Origin of the sequence: Coprococcus sp. TF11-13 (assembly GCF_003481085.1) — a bacterium.
GTDB classification, from domain to species: domain Bacteria; phylum Bacillota; class Clostridia; order Lachnospirales; family Lachnospiraceae; genus Coprococcus; species Coprococcus aceti.
In genome coordinates, this window is sequence record NZ_QUKK01000002.1 from 44,001 (window position 1) to 63,099 (window position 19,099).

Here is a 19,099-nt window from a genome sequence, read left to right on the forward strand (position 1 = left end):
ATTTTCCTTTATTAATTAAGTTATGTGGGCGGTTGGCAAAATATTATGTGGTGTGGTGGTCATTTAAAATTCACCGTTATCGGACATATCTCCGCCTTGGTTCCAACCCGCATATCTGGGCCAAACACGCCGACTCCTGATGTCACTATGTTGTGCATGCCGTCAACATTCAGGTAACCGCAGGAATTTTCCCACATCATCGCCACAAGGATGTTGCCTGGGAACATTTGTCCGTCATGGGTGTGTCCACACAGGTCCATATCCACACCTGCCGACGACAGCTCCTCCAGCTCCTTTGGCTCATGATCAAGGATTATGATAGGTTTTGATTTGTCCATATTTTTCGTGATCTCGTCTGCGGATACTCTGTCTGTGACTCCATTTCCCGGTCTGTGGGCATCGCGGCGGCCATAGATGTATATGGAATCGTTTATCAGCACTCCCTCGTCGCGAAGAAGAGTGATTCCCGCTTTCTCCATAAACTCGTCCATCTCCGGACTGCTGGTCTTCTCCTTCTGTCCGCCAAATGTAAATCCGGCAAGCACCTGCTCCTGTATGTCGTGGTTACCATAGCATGCATACACTCCATACTTTGATTTGATCCCCCGGAGTATTTTCTCAAGCTCCTCCGGCTGGTCAACGGCTTCCCATTCGTTGTCAAATATATCACCCGCTATCAGCACCAGATCTGCGTCCTGCTTATTTATGGAATTCACTATTCTTTGAACCTGCCTGACGCCTATGTTGTATCCAAGATGAAGATCTGCAACCAGCACTATCTTCATGGAATCCATCTTCTGACCATTCTCATCCCGTGCTTCCTTATTGATGGTCACATCATAAGGCGTCACCCGCACAAGTCTCGCATTTACCACTCCCCAGAATGATATACACATGATGAGTGTTGCGCACACACAGCCTACTATCCTGCGAATCCGCGGCACACATATCTTATCTTTGCTCACTCTGAATACATGAAGCAGTAGGAATCTTCCAAGCTCGGCTATCACTATGAAGAATATCATATAAAGCAGAACACCCAGCCAGTAATTTCCCACCAGCTTCATGCCACGTTTGAACCTTCCCTGTGGCAGGAAGAATGCGATCACCAGCGCCGACGCCAGAAATGCATATAGCACTATCGGGACTATCCAGCCCTTCTTGCCTTTGAGTTTCGGGAAATATGCCTGTACCCAACCCTTTATTCTCCAGAACAAATATATATTTAACGCTATGTAAAAAGGCGCAATAAAAATTGCTATCATCTTTTTTCTCCTTTGTTTTTCTGACTGGCCAATATACATATTGACGGCAGTCCTTTGTACGATTTATTCATACAATAATATACTCCCAACACCACACATACACAAACTTAATAAATCGTAATTCCACCGTCATCCCCTAATATCCAAATATATTTAAAAAAAGTACAAAATTATCCTAAATCACATAAAAATAGCCCGAAAGATACAAAATCTTTAAGATTTGTACCTTTCGGGCCGTATTCTCTTGATCAGGGATAATTTTTTCCAAAATGCCTGTTTTAAGCCCTAATATTATATCCCTTAGTCGTTCTTCTTCACTCCGAGAGTTACCTTCTCGCCGTTGATGTTCCACTCCTTAGAGTAACCATCAACTGAACCGGTAATGATCTCTGTTGCCATAACGTCGCCGATGATGGCATCCGCATTTGCTGCGATGATGTCATTTGCCTTCTGGCTTCCGTCTGCGTATACAGTGATCTTGTCCATAACCTCGAATCCAGCCTCTTTTCTCATAGTCTGAACCTTGGATACTATCTCACGGACAAATCCTTCCTCAAGAAGCTCCTCTGACAGATTTGTGTCGATAACTACTGTCACACCGCCGTCTGCCTCAGATACGAAACCGTCCATCTGAGCCATGTCGATCAGAAGATCAGCCTCAGTGAGTACGATTTCCTCTCCGTCTGCCTCAAACTTCAGAGCGCCCTCTGCCTTGAGCTCTGCCATGGCTGCGTTGCCATCCAGTGCTGACAGATGCTCCTTGATCTTGCCAAGGTGCTTGCCGTACTTAGGTCCGACTGTACGAAGCTGTGGCTTGAAGCTGTATGTTGTGTAAGCGCTTACATCATCATCGAACTCAACATTCTTCACGTTCAGCTCATCCTCGATGATTGCCTTCTCCTCACCGAAAAGCTTCTTGTCAGCCTTGACATACATCTTGCCGATCGGCTGTCTGTTCTTGATATTTGCTGTATTTCTTGCTGCACGTCCCAGAACTACGATCTTCAGGATCTCGTCCATAGCTACCTCGAGCTCTGGATCGATCATCTTCTCATCCACCTCAGGGAATGAGCACAGATGAACTGAGAGAGGTGCATCCTTGTCTATATTTCTAACCAGATTCTGGTAAATATCCTCTGCCATGAATGGGAGCATAGGAGCTACTGTCTGTGCGATCGTAACGAGCGCTGTGTAAAGTGTCATGTAAGCATTTACCTTGTCCTGCTCCATGCCCTTTGCCCAGTATCTCTCACGTCCACGACGGACATACCAGTTACTCATGTCATCCACGAACTCCTCGAGAACTCTTGTTGTCTCAGGGATCTTGTATGCGCCAAGGTTTGCGTCAACCGCCTTGACTGTTGAGTTCAGCTTGGACAGGAGCCACTTGTCCATAAGTGACAGCTTGTCGTACTCTAGCTCATGCTCAAGTGGATTGAAGTTGTCTATATTTGCATAGAGTACATAGAACGCATATGTGTTCCACAGTGTACCCATGAACTTTCTCTGACACTCAACAACCGCATCCTCATGGAATCTGTTAGGAAGCCATGGTGCTGAATTGCTGTAGAAGTACCATCTGATGGCATCTGCACCGTACTTGTTCAGAGCATCCATAGGATCTACCGCATTTCCCTTGGACTTACTCATCTTCTGTCCGTCCTTATCCTGGACATGTCCGAGAACGATTACGTTCTTAAACGGAGCCTTGTCGAACAGCAGCGTTGAGATCGCCATAAGTGAGTAGAACCATCCTCTTGTCTGGTCAACAGCCTCACTGATGAAATCAGCAGGGAAGTGCTTCTCAAATATATCCTGATTCTCAAACGGATAGTGCCACTGTGCAAATGGCATTGATCCTGAATCGAACCAGCAGTCGATAACCTCTGTGACTCTGTGCATCTGCTTGCCACACTCAGGACACTTGATAGTTACAGCGTCGATGAACGGACGGTGAAGCTCGATGTCCTCAGGGCAGTTGTCGCTCATCGAACGGAGCTCTTCCTTTGATCCGATTGCATGTCTGCAACCGCACTCACACTCCCAGATGTTCAGCGGAGTACCCCAGTAACGGTTTCTTGAAAGTCCCCAGTCCTGAACATTCTTCAGCCAGTCGCCGAAACGACCCTTACCGATGCTCTCCGGGATCCAGTTTACAGTGTCATTATTCTTAACCAGCTTGTCTCTGACTGCTGTCATCTTGATGAACCATGTATCTCTTGCGTAATAGATAAGTGGTGTGTCACATCTCCAGCAGTGTGGATACTCATGCTCGAACTTAGGCGCATCGAAGAGAAGTCCTCTTGCGTCCAGATCCTTGAGTACCTCAGGGTCTGCATCCTTTACGAACATTCCGGCAAATGGAGTCTCCTCAGTGAGGTCACCCTTGCCATCTACAAACTGTACAAATGGAAGATCGTAGTTTCTTCCGACATTTGCATCGTCCTCACCAAATGCAGGTGCGATATGAACGATACCGGTACCATCTGTCATAGTTACATAAGTGTCACATGTGATGAAGTGGCCCTTCTTGTGCTGCTTCTCACATACAGGCTTTACGCACTCATAGAGTGGCTCATACTCCTTGTACTCAAGATCCTTACCGACATATGTCTCAAGAACCTCGTATGCAGGAACTGCTGCCTGATCGTCTGCTGCTTCCTTTGCAAGACCGCCGAGAACCTTGTCTGCAAGCGCCTGTGCAAGATAATATGTGTAGCCGTCTGCTGCCTTAACCTTCACGTATGTCTCATCTGGATTTACACAGAGTGCTACGTTTGAAGGAAGTGTCCAAGGTGTTGTTGTCCATGCGAGGAAATATGCGTCCTCTCCGATAACCTTGAATCTTACTACTGCTGAACGCTCCTTGACTGTCTTGTATCCCTGTGCAACCTCATGGCTTGAAAGAGGTGTACCACATCTTGGGCAGTAAGGCACGATCTTGAAGCCCTTGTACAGAAGTCCCTGATCCCAGATCTTCTTCAGCGCCCACCACTCTGACTCGATGAAGTCATCATGGTATGTTACATATGGGTTGTCCATATCAGCCCAGAAACCTACCTTGCCTGAGAACTCTTCCCACATGCCTTTATATTTCCATACGGACTCCTTACATTTCTGGATAAATGGCTCCAGTCCGTACTCCTCTATCTGCTCCTTGCCGTCGATTCCCAAGAGCTTCTCAACCTCGAGCTCAACAGGCAGACCGTGTGTATCCCATCCGGCCTTTCTGACTACGTTATGTCCCTTCATTGTCTGATATCTAGGGATCATATCCTTGATTACACGTGTGAGAACGTGTCCGATATGTGGCTTACCATTTGCTGTTGGAGGGCCATCATAGAATGTGTATGTTGGCAGATCCTTTGTCTCTTCAACACTCTTCTCAAATACCTGATTTTCTTTCCAGAAGTCCAATACCTTCTGCTCTCTGTTCACGAATTCCAGTTTAGTCGAAACCTTGTCGTACATGTCGTCTTTCCTTTCTGTGATAAATATAAAAAAGCCCTTCGTCGTAATCAGGACGAAGGGCTTTGAGTTCGTTATACCACCTATTACTTACATACTAACATATGCGCTCCCATTAACGCAGGAAATACGTCAGAGCCTACTTGAGCAAATCTCTTTTGGTCTGCAACTCCAGAGTGATATTCCGAAAGTCTCTACTGTCACCGGGCTCGCACCACCCCCGGCTCGCTGCTGATCTCGCAGACTCCGTACTGTCTCTGTCATCGTTTTTAACTTATATGATCCAGAAAACCGCCTGTATAAGCCATTTCTGAACCTATCCATTCATTAGTATAGCAAGTATTTGTGGTTTGTCAATCGCAATATGCGCAAATAATTTACTATTCTACTTCTTTATAACCACATTCTTTGTTGTGCTCCATGCAGAATAGTAAGTTGTTTTTCCTACCTTCTTGAAGCTTCTGACTCTCACATAATATTTCTTCTTAGCCAATTTTGCTATTGTGACATTTGACTTTTTAGCTCCGGTCACTTTTACAGTCTTTGCCTTGGCAAAATTGCTCTTTACAGAATACTGTATCTGATATCCTCCTACCTTGGAATTTACCGACCACTTAACAGTCATCTTCTTTCCTGCCTTGTTCGTGGTCTTGGTAACCTTTGACGAAGTGATTCTCATAATGGTTTTCTGATTGCTGTCAGCCGCATTGTAACTTGTCTTGCCTGCCGTCTTGCACGCAACAATCTTATATGTGTATACCGTTCCATTTTTAGCTGACTTATCTGTATAGCTCAGTATTGTGTTTTTGTTTATATTGGCCAGCTTGCTGTACTTTCCCTTTCCAGCCTTTCTGTATACGATATATCCACCAGCTCCATTATTAAGATACATATAACAATTTCTTACATTTTTTATATTATCACCATGCTTTTACAATTACAATTCGTTTTTTATACACATTTGCTATAAAACATATTCGTATGTATCTAATATAAACAAAAAATCTCATGGACTGAGAAATCTATCCTCAATCCATGAGATTTATTTTCTAATATACGTAGAGATCATAGTCTACAAGATACCACTTACCGCCAGTCTTTATAACTGTGTATATGATCTCGCCATCTGATTCGTCAGTAGATCCTTTTATCTTGACATCAAGGTCCACCTCGTAGCACTTGTCAACCGTCATGTCGACATCCAGCATGTCAAATGTATCATTTACATCCTTAAGCTTATCCTCGTCATATTCCTTCTCTGATCTGTCCTCGACCTTGATGCTCTTGACCTTGCCTACCTCATCTACCATGTCGCTGACCTGCTCGTTGAATGTATCCTTGACATAGTCATCACTGCCTGTATAGCTTCTTATCCTGTTATACAGCTTGTAATATTCCTTGTCCATCAGATCAACCATGGCATCGGCATCGCCTTTTTCATAGGCTGTCACCAGCTTGTCTCCGACCTTCTTGGCACTTCTCTCACCGGGACCACCCGCCAGGATCAGAACAACGACTATTATCGCGATCAGGACTGCCGCTGCGATTCCGCCTATTATTGCTATAAGCTTCTTGTTCACCTTTTTACCCGGCTCCATAACACCCGGAGTCATGCCCGGCTGCTGGCTGTACTGTGGCTGTCCATACTGTGGCTGTCCATACTGTGGCTGCCCAAATCCTCCATACTGTCCACCTGTCGACTGGACATTTCCACCAAACTGCTGACCCTGACCGTACTGCGGCTGACCATACTGTGGCTGTCCAAATCCTCCATACTGTCCACCTGTCGACTGGACATTTCCACTAAACTGCTGACCCTGACCGTACTGCGGCTGACCATACTGTGGCTGCCCAAATCCTCCATACTGTCCGCCCATCGGCTGTCCAAATCCACCCGGCTGCTGATTCTGCTGTGGCTGACCCGGGTTCGGCTGCCCTTGTGCACTGTTCTGCACCGGAGAAAATGCGCTCACTCCCGGAGTCGTGAGGACAGTAGTTCCCTCGTCCTCATCGTCGTCCATATCATTAAATCCATTTACGTTATTCTCGTCCATCTTTCTCTCCTTATTCTGCTCATCCCTTTTGCTGCTCTGGAACAATAATGTTCCCATAGAATCATGGTAGCATTTTATATCTGCTATGTCCAACCAAAAACATCACATTACCTCAAATTTTACACTTTATTACCTGTTTTCTTTCGCTATTATGTAATAAAAGGCGTTATGATGATGAACACACAGAATAAAAAAACAATCCGCCACGGATACAAATTGTATCCATGGCGGATTCTTCTATTTCTTTTGATATTATCTCTTCTTTATTACAACCGATTTCTTTCCACTCCATGCGGAATAGTAAACCTTACCATCAATCTTCTTAAAGCTTCGTACTCTGACATAATATCTCTTGCCCTTAGTAAGTCGTTTGATGGTCTTACTTGTAACTGAACCTCCGTTTACATTGGCCGTCTTTGCAGATTTAAACGATGCATTGTCTGCATACTGTATCTGATATCCGGTGGCCTTGGCTGCCTTATTATATGTAACCTTGGCTGTTCCGGCCGATGCACTTGTGAATTTCTTCAGCTTCACGGCAGGTACATAACTTCCTGTCTTCTCGCCGCCAAATGCCGAATTGTATGTCACATCGCCAAATGTCTTATAAGTTCTTATCTTATATGTATACTTTACACCCACATTTTTAGCTGTGACGTCCACGAACGATGTTGTATCCGGATTCTGAACAACACCTGCTATCGTATATGCTTTTCCATTTACTCCTCTGTAAACAACATATCCCGATGCCGCTTTATACTTCTTCCAGCTCAACTTTATTCCATTTGCTGTGTTGTCAATGGACTCAACTTTTCTCACACCCATCTTGATGTCAAATGTGAGTGTCTTCTCCCCTTCATAGTCACCCTTGAATTTGATGACAACTTTGGCCTTGCCGATATTCTTGTTATTTGAATATGAAACGCTGTAATTTCCTGCGGCAACCTTTCTGCCCTTTGAGTCTTTGACCTCTACAGCAGGCTTCTTAGCTGTACCATCATACTCAACAGCGCTGTATGCAAGCCTGATACTCTTTATCCTGTATATACTCTGAGTTTCCTTGCTGGCTGACTTGCAGTTTTTGCACACATGCGCCTTATATCCGTCACTGGTCTGTGATGCCTTTTTCTTAACCGTCCACACCGTCTGATAATCGTGAGGAACTGTGGTCTCATCGTCTATGATAGTATCCTTTTCTCCGCAGTTATTGTCACATTTTGCCGTCTTGGTTCCCTTCTGCGAACATGTGGCATTTCCATCTGACTCATACTTTGTGAAGCTGTGTCCTGTAGCAGGGATCACCTCGGTCTCATATATATCCTCATCCTCAATATACCTTGTCTTCTCTCCGTTCTCAGTACATGTCGGAATCTTGGTTATGATCCATCCCTCGTCATCTCCATCCCCAAACTTCTGGGTCTTTGACTCGGCATACACCCATTCTGATGAACCCGTATTCTTATATCTGAGATCCAGAGTCACATCTGTGTATGTGTCATTTTCCACAACAGACATGATTCCCTGAATGATATTTCCATATGCATCAGTCCATCTTCCGCTGACAAATGGTGTCTTCTGGCTCTCATTATTTGCATATGTTATCTCTATATCTCCGGTTACACTGTATCCGTCCTCTGTCTTCTTCACCTTGCATCCTGATATGCTCACAGCGGAGATATCGTACTCGTTCTCTACCTCTGCCTTCACCTTCTCAGGAGTGATCGTCACGCTTCCTGTCTGCTGCGACGCAAGGCTGATCCTGAATGTATAACTGCGGTTCGCCTCAAATGTCCTGTCTATAATGAGTTGTCCGCCGTTCCGTGAGTATGTCTTTTCCAGAACCCCATCAGCATAGATTCTGGTGTATACTGTATTATCTCCGCAGTCCACCGTAAATCTGTACTCTCCGGTCTCCGTTGGGATAAATTCATACTCGATGCCCTCTCCGTCATAGCTTATATCCGCTGTTGTCTTCTGACCCGGTGTTATTTTTCCATTACCTGTCACATACGAATCGTGATATGTAAATGTTATCTGATCATCTTTCTCTCTCGCATAGAGTGCTATAATATAGCTTCCCTTTTTCAGAGAGAAAGCATCTCCACTGCTATATGTATCTGAAAAGCTGCCATCATCCTCAATGGTATATATACCCTTAAGCTCAAAGCCCTGTCTCTGAAGGGATACCACTCCATCTGACGCAATATCAAATCTGTACAGCTTTACATCCCCAGTGTTCTCAACACCTGAAAGCACCGCAGGCTCACCTGATATCAGGTACTCCAGCTCATCCACATTCAGATCTACGACGTCAAATGATGCTCCCTGAACTTCACAATCGTCAGCCATTCCCCATATGGAAGGTATTATCTCATATAATCCGGTCTGTTCTGTTATCGTGTCGATGCTTAAATAGCTGCTCACCCTGCCGTTTTTCTTGATCGTAAAGCTTATATCATCGTCATCCGCGTCAAATGTTCTGGTGCTTCCATCAGAATATGTGACAACGGTTTTTATGCTACCCTTAAGCTCATCAAATTCCCTCAGATATTCAGTCTTAGAAACGGTTGTGCTTACGCTTACAGCCTTGACGATCTCCTTCATTGTCACGCCACATTTATTTACATTTTTTCCCGGATACACACATACATACAGATCCCCGCCTGCTGTGTCAAATCCCGCACTGCCAAATCCATCAGATGAATAAGCCACGTTGTTAGTCGTTATCTCTGTTCCATTTGCATCTAAAATCCTGATGCCATCGATCTTCTCATCAGCGGATACCACATACGAACCCGCCTGGGCACTTACCTTATATACATACACATATCTGTCGCCTGAAATATCAAGCGTCTTTGAGCTGTTCCATGTTCCAAGGCTCATGCTCTGTGCAGTCTTCACTGCAAATGGTATCTCAACCGTATCCATGCCATCCGCACCAGCGATTGCAAGTTCAACCATGTATCTGCCAGTATCAACCCTGCTGCCAAAGCCTGCGATCTCGACATACTTTCCAGTTTTCTCGTTATATCTGTACCATGTACTCGTGATCAGCTCATTATCCTCGCTGTCACCGACACTGGCCTCTTTTACACTGCCATCATCATATACAAACTGTAGAGTCTCTCTATCCAGAAGGTTTTTGATACCTGATAATTTCATATCTGGAAGGAATTCATAGGTTCTGTTATCTCTCAGCTTCCATGAACTGATCTTTGAATTTGACAAAATTTCTCCCCTTGTCACATTCATGCTCCAACTGGTCTGCGTATCTCCCCACTTGTCCTCTACTCCGCCATCGAGACAGATATAGTATGTATTGCCGCTCTCAAGTGCAGCCTCGCCATCCGATACACTAAGTTTCTTCAGATCATACATTGTCTCATCGTCAGCGTCGATCTTGCTGTAGATCTCCATGCCACCCACTGGGGCAAATGTATACCTAGCGGATGTCGAAGGCTTAAACGTATAATATACACTGCCATTCTCCGACAGACTTACCTGATTAGATCCCTCCGCAAGACTTCCGGCAGCAACATCCTCTATATCCTTTATCTCTATGTCATATGCATAAGAGTCCTCACTATACAGTGTGTATATCCTAATCTGTGCCGCTCCGACAGGGCACTCATTTTCCATATCTGTAACTATCTCAGCACGTACCTCGTCTCCTCTGGAGGTTTCCACACTGTCCGAATCGTCAAACACCAGCTCCTCTGTTTTTCCGTCAGCATACGAGATCTTTACTCTGGTTCCATCTACATAACTGCTGATATCCTTATCATAGCTGCCCATTCTGATAAAATCTGTGTTCTCGGGAACAGCAATCATATCTGTTACTTTCGGAATAAAGCTCAGTCTCACATTTGTCTTGGAAGTAGATAACTCATTATACAAGCCTACGTAATAAGTGCTGCCTCCAGTAAGTTTTCCTGTAACCTCTACCGGGCCCTCATCACCGGACTCATATACACAATAAGGACTGTCGCTTTCTATTACCACACTTCCGTCAAATGGCATGACAAAACTGTAATAGGCCTTGTCATACTCATCTGTTCCGACACTCACATTGTTGTCACCTTCGGAGAGCTGTCCTGCGCTCAGCTTGTCTATGGACACTACCTTAAGCACTGCCGTGCCGAGCAGCTCCTGATCTTCCTCAGCCGCATCATATCCCACAGCTACTTTGTACTCGCCCTCTGAAAGAGTTACACCTTTTTCATATTCGTACTCTTTCCAGTTATCATCAGATGACGAATAATATACTGTATATCTGTTTCCATTACTGTATCCACTTCCACCGGTCAGATCTATGCTTTCCGTGGACTTATCATTATACTTTATTGTACTGCTCGCACCATTCATGAAGCTTATCGGCGTTCCGGCTGCCCATTCGCTCTTTGCCAGCTTCAATGTCACCCCTGAAGGTGCCGCATACTTCTTCGCCTTGAGCCTGACCTCATTCAATGTTTCATTGTCATCATCCGTTGTTCCTGAAAGTCTGACATAATAGATCTTTCCCTTGACAAATGAATACCTGTCATTATCGGTCTCAACCACCGCCATGTCCGAATCATATACATCTATAAATGCAGTTGATGATTTATCTACTTCAAACACAAAGTCAGCAGTTGCAGATGGTATAAATCTGTAATACTCGTAACCGTCCACCCTGGTATCATATGCGTAGGTATCCGTCTCACTGATATTCCTTTTTCCTACAAAATATTCAGCAGGAGTCTGCACCTTTGCAGTGTACGAATCGTATATCTTGGTCGACTGGTTCGGCTCACTATCCATTTTATCTGTAAGCTGAACAGTATACGTACCGGCCGGAAGTTTTTCCGCATCCGCATACGATACCATATCCCCTTCATCGCCCTCATAATAATAACTTCCCTTGGAATCCTTCACCCACAGACTGTATGTAACTCCATCTATCTTACAGTCTGAGCCGCTGATACCTGAACTGCGCACCTTTCCACCGGAATAGGTTACCGTTGCGTACGCCGATGTTATGGAGTCTGGTGTTCCCTCCAGTATCGTTGTATTATCCGGCACCATTTTTATTGCCGCCACATCCGGAAGCTTTCTCACGCTTATATTTGCACTTTCGGAAACTGTATAAGAACGGGCATACTTAGACCCAAGAATGTATTTCTCCCCCGCAGTGCACTTGTATACCAGCCTGCAGCATCCACTGCCATCCTTTTTACCTGTAGCAAGGCGCTTACTCTTACTGTTATACAAGGTCTCCTGAAGCATCAGCCGTGACTGGCTTCCCTGCAATATTATCTCATAATATCCTGTCTCATCCGTGACAAATGATATTTTACTCTCCTTGCCATTAACTATGTTCACAACCCCATAGTCACCCTCAAGCTCTGAAATATCCTCTGTAGCTGCTGATATCTCAGCTTCATTCATCTGTACGGCATACGCTGTCATATTTGACAGTAAAGTCTGTGCCTGTGCAGTCGTCATCGGTATATGAATGCACGACGACACCATGGCTACAGTTACAGCCGCAGCCATTATCCCCTTCAATTTCATATGTAACCTCCCTTTTTCTCCCATACATATTCAGCACATTTATGCCGAATATATAAGCACAAAAAATTACAGCCTCATATTATCATGAAGCTGTAATTTAATACAATATAATTAATATTTATGTATAAATAACACAATATCACTTATGCAATTTTACTTTCTAACCAGGTGGATCTGGTAAGCATTGTACTCGCCGAACTTGAGTGGTACAGGAAGTCCTATCTGTTCAAGTCCCTGTCCGCTGTACTCTGCGCCGGTCTCCTCGTCAACATATGTGGCATCCACATCAAGTCCCTTTACTCTGACAAAAGGTACAGGGGCATTGCAGAAGCTCTCCACCGTCACGATATTGACAAGGGTCTCTGACTTGTCCCTTGCGACAAATGACCATGCAGCTACACCTTTGCTCTTATCCGCATCCGTCAGTCTGTAGTAAAGTCCATTATGAAGAAGATCCCAGTACTTCTTGTAGTTTTCTACCTGAACCTTTACCTCTTCCTTCTCCTCATCGCTGACCTTGTTCAGATCAAGCTCGTAGCCAAAGCTTCCTGCCATGGCAACAACGGCTCTTGTATTGAATGGAGTTGTCCTGCCTGTCTGATGATTTGGAACCGCTGATACGTGTGAACCAACCACCGATATAGGATAGCCAAATGAAGTTCCATACTGTATGTCAAGTCTGCAGATGGCATCTGTATCATCACTGCACCAGATCTGTGGTGTGTAATACATCATTCCGGCATCAAATCTTCCGCCGCCGCCGCTGCAGCCCTCGATGAACATCTTTGGATATCTCGCCTGAAGCCTCTCCATAAAGTCATATACACCGAGTACATACTTGTAGAGGATAGTTCCATTGTTCTGGATTCCCTCAGTCATGGAGTATACATTTAAGATGCTTCTGTTCATATCCATCTTTATATAATCAACATCTATCTTGTCAAGCACCGCTGTCAGCTGATTAAATATGCAGTTTACGACCTCTTTTCTTGAGAAGTCCAGATTGAGCTGGCTTCTTCCCATGACAGGCTTTCTTCCAGGGATCACAAATGCATAATCCGGATGCTCCTTGAAAAGCTCGCTCTTCTCGGATACCATCTCAGGCTCGATCCAGATACCGAACTTCATGCCGAGATCCTTAACCCTCTTGACAACATCAGCCATAGGGCCGCCCATCTTATCCTCATTTACAAACCAGTCGCCGAGACCTGACTTGTCATCATTTCTCACACCGAACCAGCCGTCATCCAGAACCAGCATCTCAACGCCGAGCTCTGAAGCCTGCTTTGCTATGTTTACAATATCATCGCCATTGAAATCAAAGTATACTGCCTCCCAACTGTTGATGAGAATAGGTCTCCTCTTTGTCTTGTACTCGCCGCGGCAGATATTGTATCTCACAACGTCATGCATCTTATGTGACATGTCAGCAAATCCATCAGGTGAATAAACCATAACTACCTCAGGTGCCACAAACTCGCTCTCAGGATAGATCACATACTCAAACATCTCATCCTGAACACCCATATTGAGTCTCACCTGATCTGTCTGATCCTTCTCAACCTCACAGTTGAAGCTTCCGCTGTAGAGAAGTGAGATTCCATAGCAGTCACCTGCATCCTCATTCGCATCCTTGCCTGCTATAACCACAAATGGGCTGTGCTGATGGCTTGATGTACCCCTTGTGCTTCCGATCTTCTTCACACCATGATTTATAGCTTCTCTCTCATACATGCGCTCCATAGCATGTCTTCCGTGGAAGTGGATGAGATCATAATCACCTGTCACAAAATCCAGGCTCACACTTGATGCCTTTGCCACAAATATATCCGCATCGCTTATATTTCTGACTATAGCTGATCTTGTGATCAGATCCTTATCCTCTATAATTCCATACAGAAGATCAACCTCCACTCCCACCTGAGGATCCTGAAGAACGATCTTAAGGGTCTCACCCTTCTCGCCGTCATTTGTGTAAGCAGCAGGAAGTCCCTTGAGACTATACTTACTGTCCATCACCTCATATGAAACATATCTGAGATCACATCCATGTATTCCCTCTATGTCCTTTATGTTGAATGCCGGAGTCCTGAAATCTCCGTTGCCGTAGCAGCTATATTCCAATGGAATGTTGTCCAGAGAGAATTCTCTGTGCTCCTGTGCTTCATAAGGATTGCCTGAGAATCCTCTATCGTAATGAGTTATGACATATGACATATCCCCGTCCATTTTCTTGCCATAATACAGATGAGCCAGATACCCATAGTCGATCACCTTCATCTGATATGTAGTATTTTTGGTGTTCAATGTGAAAAGCTTTTTCTCTTCATTTATCAATATTGCCATGCCCAAGTCCTCCTTTTCGTGATCTCCAGTTTCTCTACAGCCAAATTTCATTTGACTGATCTTTCCTCATAATTTATCTACAACCGGCTCCGCCGGATTGTATTCCAAGTTCCACCATGTAGTCCACAAATTTCTCCACATATCCATAATCCGCCGCATATGCTGACAATCCAATATATGCCTTGCCATCTGTGTACTCAGTAAGTCCTGCCGCCTTGTATCCTTCAGATACATCTATTCCGACAGGTATCTTCTTCCCCTCTTCATCCTCGTAATAAATTATCCTATCCTTATACTTATCATATATATCGCCGACCTTCTCATCCGACAGGTCTGCAAGTCTGCCGCTCTTCGCCAGACCTATGAGATTGTCATACTGGCACAAGACTGCCTGAGCAGTGTCCGCCTCAAGGTATGCCAGCACCTTCATATAGTAACTGTTCTTATAATCTGAGTTATTTGCCAGATTAAAAAATGCATTGTTGTCAAATGTAACCCTTCCCGGGAGATTTTCTTCCCCTACATACGACACAAATCCCTGTGTCAGCCTGCAGTCCTCTGAAACATCATCGTAGTTGTTCACAAGGACGACATCCAGTATCGGCTTGTCCTCCCTCGTTGCAAACACAACAGTAAAATACACTACAAGTCCCACGAGAACGACCGCACCGATTATCCAAAGCTTGTAATAATCCCAGATATATCCTATTTTTTTGCGTATGGAGTCCATCTCTTTTATCTTCTGTTTTTCTTCTTCCGTGATTATCGGCTTTTTCATAGACGTCCTCCTTTTGTTTCTGTGTTGAGTGGACGCGTGAGAGGCGCTTCGCGCGGCGTCTGCAGCATCGTAAATACTTCGTATTTACGATATATTTCACAAGGGTGGCGTCAGTAACTGACGTCACCCTGTGGTCATATATAATATCTTCTTTAACTTTCTTTAGAGCTTTCCACCTGATGTTGCAATACCTTCTACGAACTGCTTCTGGAATATCAGGTATATAACGATCATTGGTATACATGATATAAGAGATGCAGCCATCAGCTGTGGATAATTGGACTGATACTGTCCCTGCATTGTTGCAAGAGCTGCTGAGAGCGGCATCTTGTTTGCACTGCTGTTTACAACCAGTGGCCACATCAGATCCTTGAATGCGAACACTGCTGTGAATATACCGAGAGCAACCATCGATGATCTTGCAAGCGGAGCCATAACAAACACGAATGTCTTTGGAATGTTACATCCGTCAAGTCTCGCTGCCTCCTCGAGATCTCCAGGAAGTCCCATGTAAGCCTGCTTGAGCAGGAAAGTACCGAACGCTGTTACAATTCCCGGGAATACCAGAGCAAACATTGTATTTGTCATGCCCATCTTACTGATCATCAGGAACTGTGGGATGATGAATATCTGTGAAGGAATCATCATCTGGAAAAGTATCAGGGAGAACATAAAGTCTCTGCCCTTGAACTTAAGTCTTGCAAATGCATATCCTGCGAGTGTTGCTGTGAGACATGCACACACAACTCTGAAGAATATGAGCAATAATGTGTTCTTGTAGAGAACAAGGAAGTTCATATTATTCCAAACAGTAGTGAACGCGTCTGTACGCCACTGTGATGGGAATATTACGAATGGACTTACCGAAGTTGCCTCTGTTACTGTCTTAAATGCTGTGAGTGTCATCCATACAAATGGCACTATCATAATGATTGAGAATATGATCAGAATGAGGTGAATCAATAATCTCTGCATTCTTCTCTTAAACTGTACGCCTCTTGTCATATCGATTCCCCCTTCCTAGTTATAATGAACCCACTTCTTCTGACCGATCATCTGGAATACTGTAAGTACCATGATGACTGCGAGAAGAAGAACTACTATTGCTGATCCATAACCCTTGTTACCATTCTGGAATGAGTACTGGTAGAACAGATATACGATGGATTCTGTCTTCTTGAGGGCCGGATTGGAAATATCCATTACCATGTATACAAGGTCGAATACCTGAAGTGCTCCGATTACTCTTGTTACGAGTACGAAGAATACTGTAGGGGAGAGAAGTGGAAGAGTGATCTTGAAGAATGATCTTACTCCTGATGCTCCGTCAATATCTGCTGCCTCGTAGTAATCCTTAGGTATCTCCTGAAGTCCTGCAAGGAACAGAACCATGTTGTAACCAATGATCGACCATACACCGATGATTGCAACTGAAATCCATGCGATCTTTGGATTGGATATCCACTCGATCTTTGCACCAAGGATGTGGTTTAACAGACCGAACTGTGAATTGTATAACCATCTCCATACCATGGCTACGGCTGCTGGTGCAACTACCATTGGCAGGAAAAATATTGCTCTGTATATTGTTCTTCCATGCATCTTACGATTCAGGAATACTGCAAGTATAAGTGCAATTGCAATTGAGAATGGAACCTCGATGATCGCATACTTGAATGTATTGAGAAGTGACTGCCATACCTCAGGGTCAGCAAACATCTTCTTGTAATTTGCAAATCCTGCAAATGATGAATCTCCGAATGATCCAACCTTACAGAATGACTGATATATTGTCTGTACTATAGGCCATAAGTTAAGTACGATGATTCCTATCATTGTTGGGAGGATGAATGCCCAGCCCCATTTGCGCTGGTTTCTTTCCCATGTTGTTGACTTCTTTTTCTTGAACTCTTTATTTTCTGCTGCTGCCGGCTTAACTGTCTGTGTCTCTGTAGCCTGAATTATCTCAGCCGCTTTTTCTTCAACTTTCTTGTTGTTATCTGACATAAAATCCCTCCTCTTATCATTTATACTGTAATTAACACCCCATTGTTTCTGGTAAGCAATGGGCAGGACCTTCATCCTACCCACTGTTATGTTATCTTATAAATGCTCTGTAGGATTACTTGTCTTCCTCATCGATGTACTGGTTCATCTGAACTGCGAAGTCCTTACATGACTGCTCCATCTTTGATGGATCTGCCCATGCATCTGCGAAGAATGTCTGTGCAGCCTGTGACCATACTGTTGAATTGTATGTGTAAGGTCTGAGCACGAGCTCATTTGTAACACCTGAAACTGTTGAATCCTTTGTGATATCAAGGTAAGCGTTGAGGTTGAACTTGTCTGTGCAGTTAACCCACTTGTCTGATGTGCCTTCGTAAGCTGACATTGTTACACCGAGCTCAGCCTGCTTCTCCTGCATTTCCTTTGAACCTAACCACTCGATAAGCTTCCAACAGTCATCTGGTCTCTTTGTGTCTGCTGATGCAGCCCATCCAAGTCCGTTACAGATAGAAGTTCTCATACCTGTTGCCTTGTCGTATGGAAGAATTGCTACGTCACAGTTCTCAACGAGATACTCGTTGTCAAGGAATCCTGCTGTCATCCATGAACCCTGTGTGATCATTGCTACTGTACCTGACTGGAACATAACGTCTGTACCTGTCTCTGACATTGTTGTTGCCGGTGGGCAGCAATCCTTGAGGAGCTTTCCTACATAATCCATAGCCTTGATAGTGTTGGCATCGTCATATCCTGACTTTGTGTGATCGTCATTTACGATGTAACCGCCCATTGAGTAAACCATGTTGTAGTATGTGTCCTGATCGTTTGATGTGTTCATACAGAAACCGTACTGATCGCCATTAGTAAGCTTCTTAGCTGCATCATAGAGGTCATCCCATGTCCATGTCTCATCTGGATAAGAAAGTCCTGCATCATCAAACATCTTCTTGTTGTACCAGAGAGCGATTGTATCGTAATCCTTTGGTACTGCGTAATATGAGCCATCATATGTGTAGAGCTCTGTGATCTCTGACATGTAGTTGCTCATATCAACCTTATCGCTCTTCTCAATGTAGTCATCGAGCTTTAAGAGCTTGTTGTTCTTCATGTACATCTGTGAGTTGTTGGAGTGCATCCAGAATACATCCGGCATATCTCCACCTGATGCTCCAGCCTCAAGAAGTGTCCAGTATGAATCCCACTCCTTAACCTGTACATCAACCTTGATTCCTGTCTCTTCTGTGAAGAGATCACATATCTGCTGCAGACCCTTCTGCTGATTGTTATCCCAGATAACCACCTCAAGTGCATCCTTACTGCTACCCTTGCTTCCATCACCGCCGCCACATGCGCACAGTGAAAATGCTGTTGCTGCTGCAAGCCCTACTGCTACAGCTTTCTTCATTGTTCTTCTCATAAAACCTTCCTCCTTTTTACATCACCGGCAGGATTTACGACACCCACATTCTCTTTCATACCCTGAATTCTGCGTCCTGTTCTGCCGGTTCGCCTTACGGCGTTCTGTGTGCTTTCTATGATTGAATTATAAAATTTTGGTGAAGATTTTTACATGGAAAAATGTCAAAATATCATGGGGTTTTGTCACAAATGTATATTTTTAAGTAGTT

Annotated in this window: 10 protein-coding genes; all 10 read right to left on the reverse strand. The window is 44.4% G+C overall.

What is annotated here, in order from left to right; translation table 11 throughout:
* Positions 1-59 precede the first annotated feature (59 nt).
* The gene (locus DXD11_RS04890; RefSeq protein WP_022217355.1) at positions 60-1,265 is read right to left on the reverse strand and encodes a metallophosphoesterase; all 1,206 of its coding nucleotides are present in this window, start codon (positions 1,263-1,265) and stop codon (positions 60-62) included.
* Between the two features lie 300 nt (positions 1,266-1,565).
* Positions 1,566-4,736 (reverse strand): isoleucine--tRNA ligase, encoded by a 3,171-nt coding sequence (gene ileS / locus DXD11_RS04895; protein ID WP_117874356.1) that lies wholly within the window; start codon positions 4,734-4,736, stop codon positions 1,566-1,568.
* Between the two features lie 382 nt (positions 4,737-5,118).
* Positions 5,119-5,625, reverse strand: coding sequence for a hypothetical protein (locus DXD11_RS04900; RefSeq protein WP_055272037.1), 507 nt, complete (start codon positions 5,623-5,625; stop codon positions 5,119-5,121).
* A gap of 157 nt (positions 5,626-5,782) precedes the next feature.
* Positions 5,783-6,787: a hypothetical protein gene (locus DXD11_RS14305; protein WP_199688725.1), complete on the reverse strand. Its 1,005-nt coding sequence runs from the start codon at positions 6,785-6,787 to the stop codon at positions 5,783-5,785.
* A gap of 252 nt (positions 6,788-7,039) precedes the next feature.
* A complete protein-coding gene (locus DXD11_RS04910) occupies positions 7,040-12,340 on the reverse strand; it encodes a hypothetical protein (protein ID WP_118757892.1) in 5,301 nt (1,766 codons plus the stop codon).
* Positions 12,341-12,493: 153 nt separating this feature from the next.
* Positions 12,494-14,686, reverse strand: coding sequence for an alpha-galactosidase (locus DXD11_RS04915; RefSeq protein WP_118757893.1), 2,193 nt, complete (start codon positions 14,684-14,686; stop codon positions 12,494-12,496).
* Between the two features lie 73 nt (positions 14,687-14,759).
* On the reverse strand, positions 14,760-15,464 hold the full coding sequence (locus DXD11_RS04920) for a hypothetical protein (RefSeq protein WP_015534458.1): 705 nt from the start codon (positions 15,462-15,464) through the stop codon (positions 14,760-14,762).
* Between the two features lie 162 nt (positions 15,465-15,626).
* Positions 15,627-16,469: a carbohydrate ABC transporter permease gene (locus DXD11_RS04925; protein ID WP_004852646.1), complete on the reverse strand. Its 843-nt coding sequence runs from the start codon at positions 16,467-16,469 to the stop codon at positions 15,627-15,629.
* A 15-nt stretch (positions 16,470-16,484) separates the two neighbouring features.
* Positions 16,485-17,471 (reverse strand): carbohydrate ABC transporter permease, encoded by a 987-nt coding sequence (locus tag DXD11_RS04930; protein ID WP_201859062.1) that lies wholly within the window; start codon positions 17,469-17,471, stop codon positions 16,485-16,487.
* 115 nt (positions 17,472-17,586) lie between these two features.
* Positions 17,587-18,888 (reverse strand): ABC transporter substrate-binding protein, encoded by a 1,302-nt coding sequence (locus DXD11_RS04935; RefSeq protein WP_243105810.1) that lies wholly within the window; start codon positions 18,886-18,888, stop codon positions 17,587-17,589.
* Between the last annotated feature and the right edge of the window lie 211 nt (positions 18,889-19,099).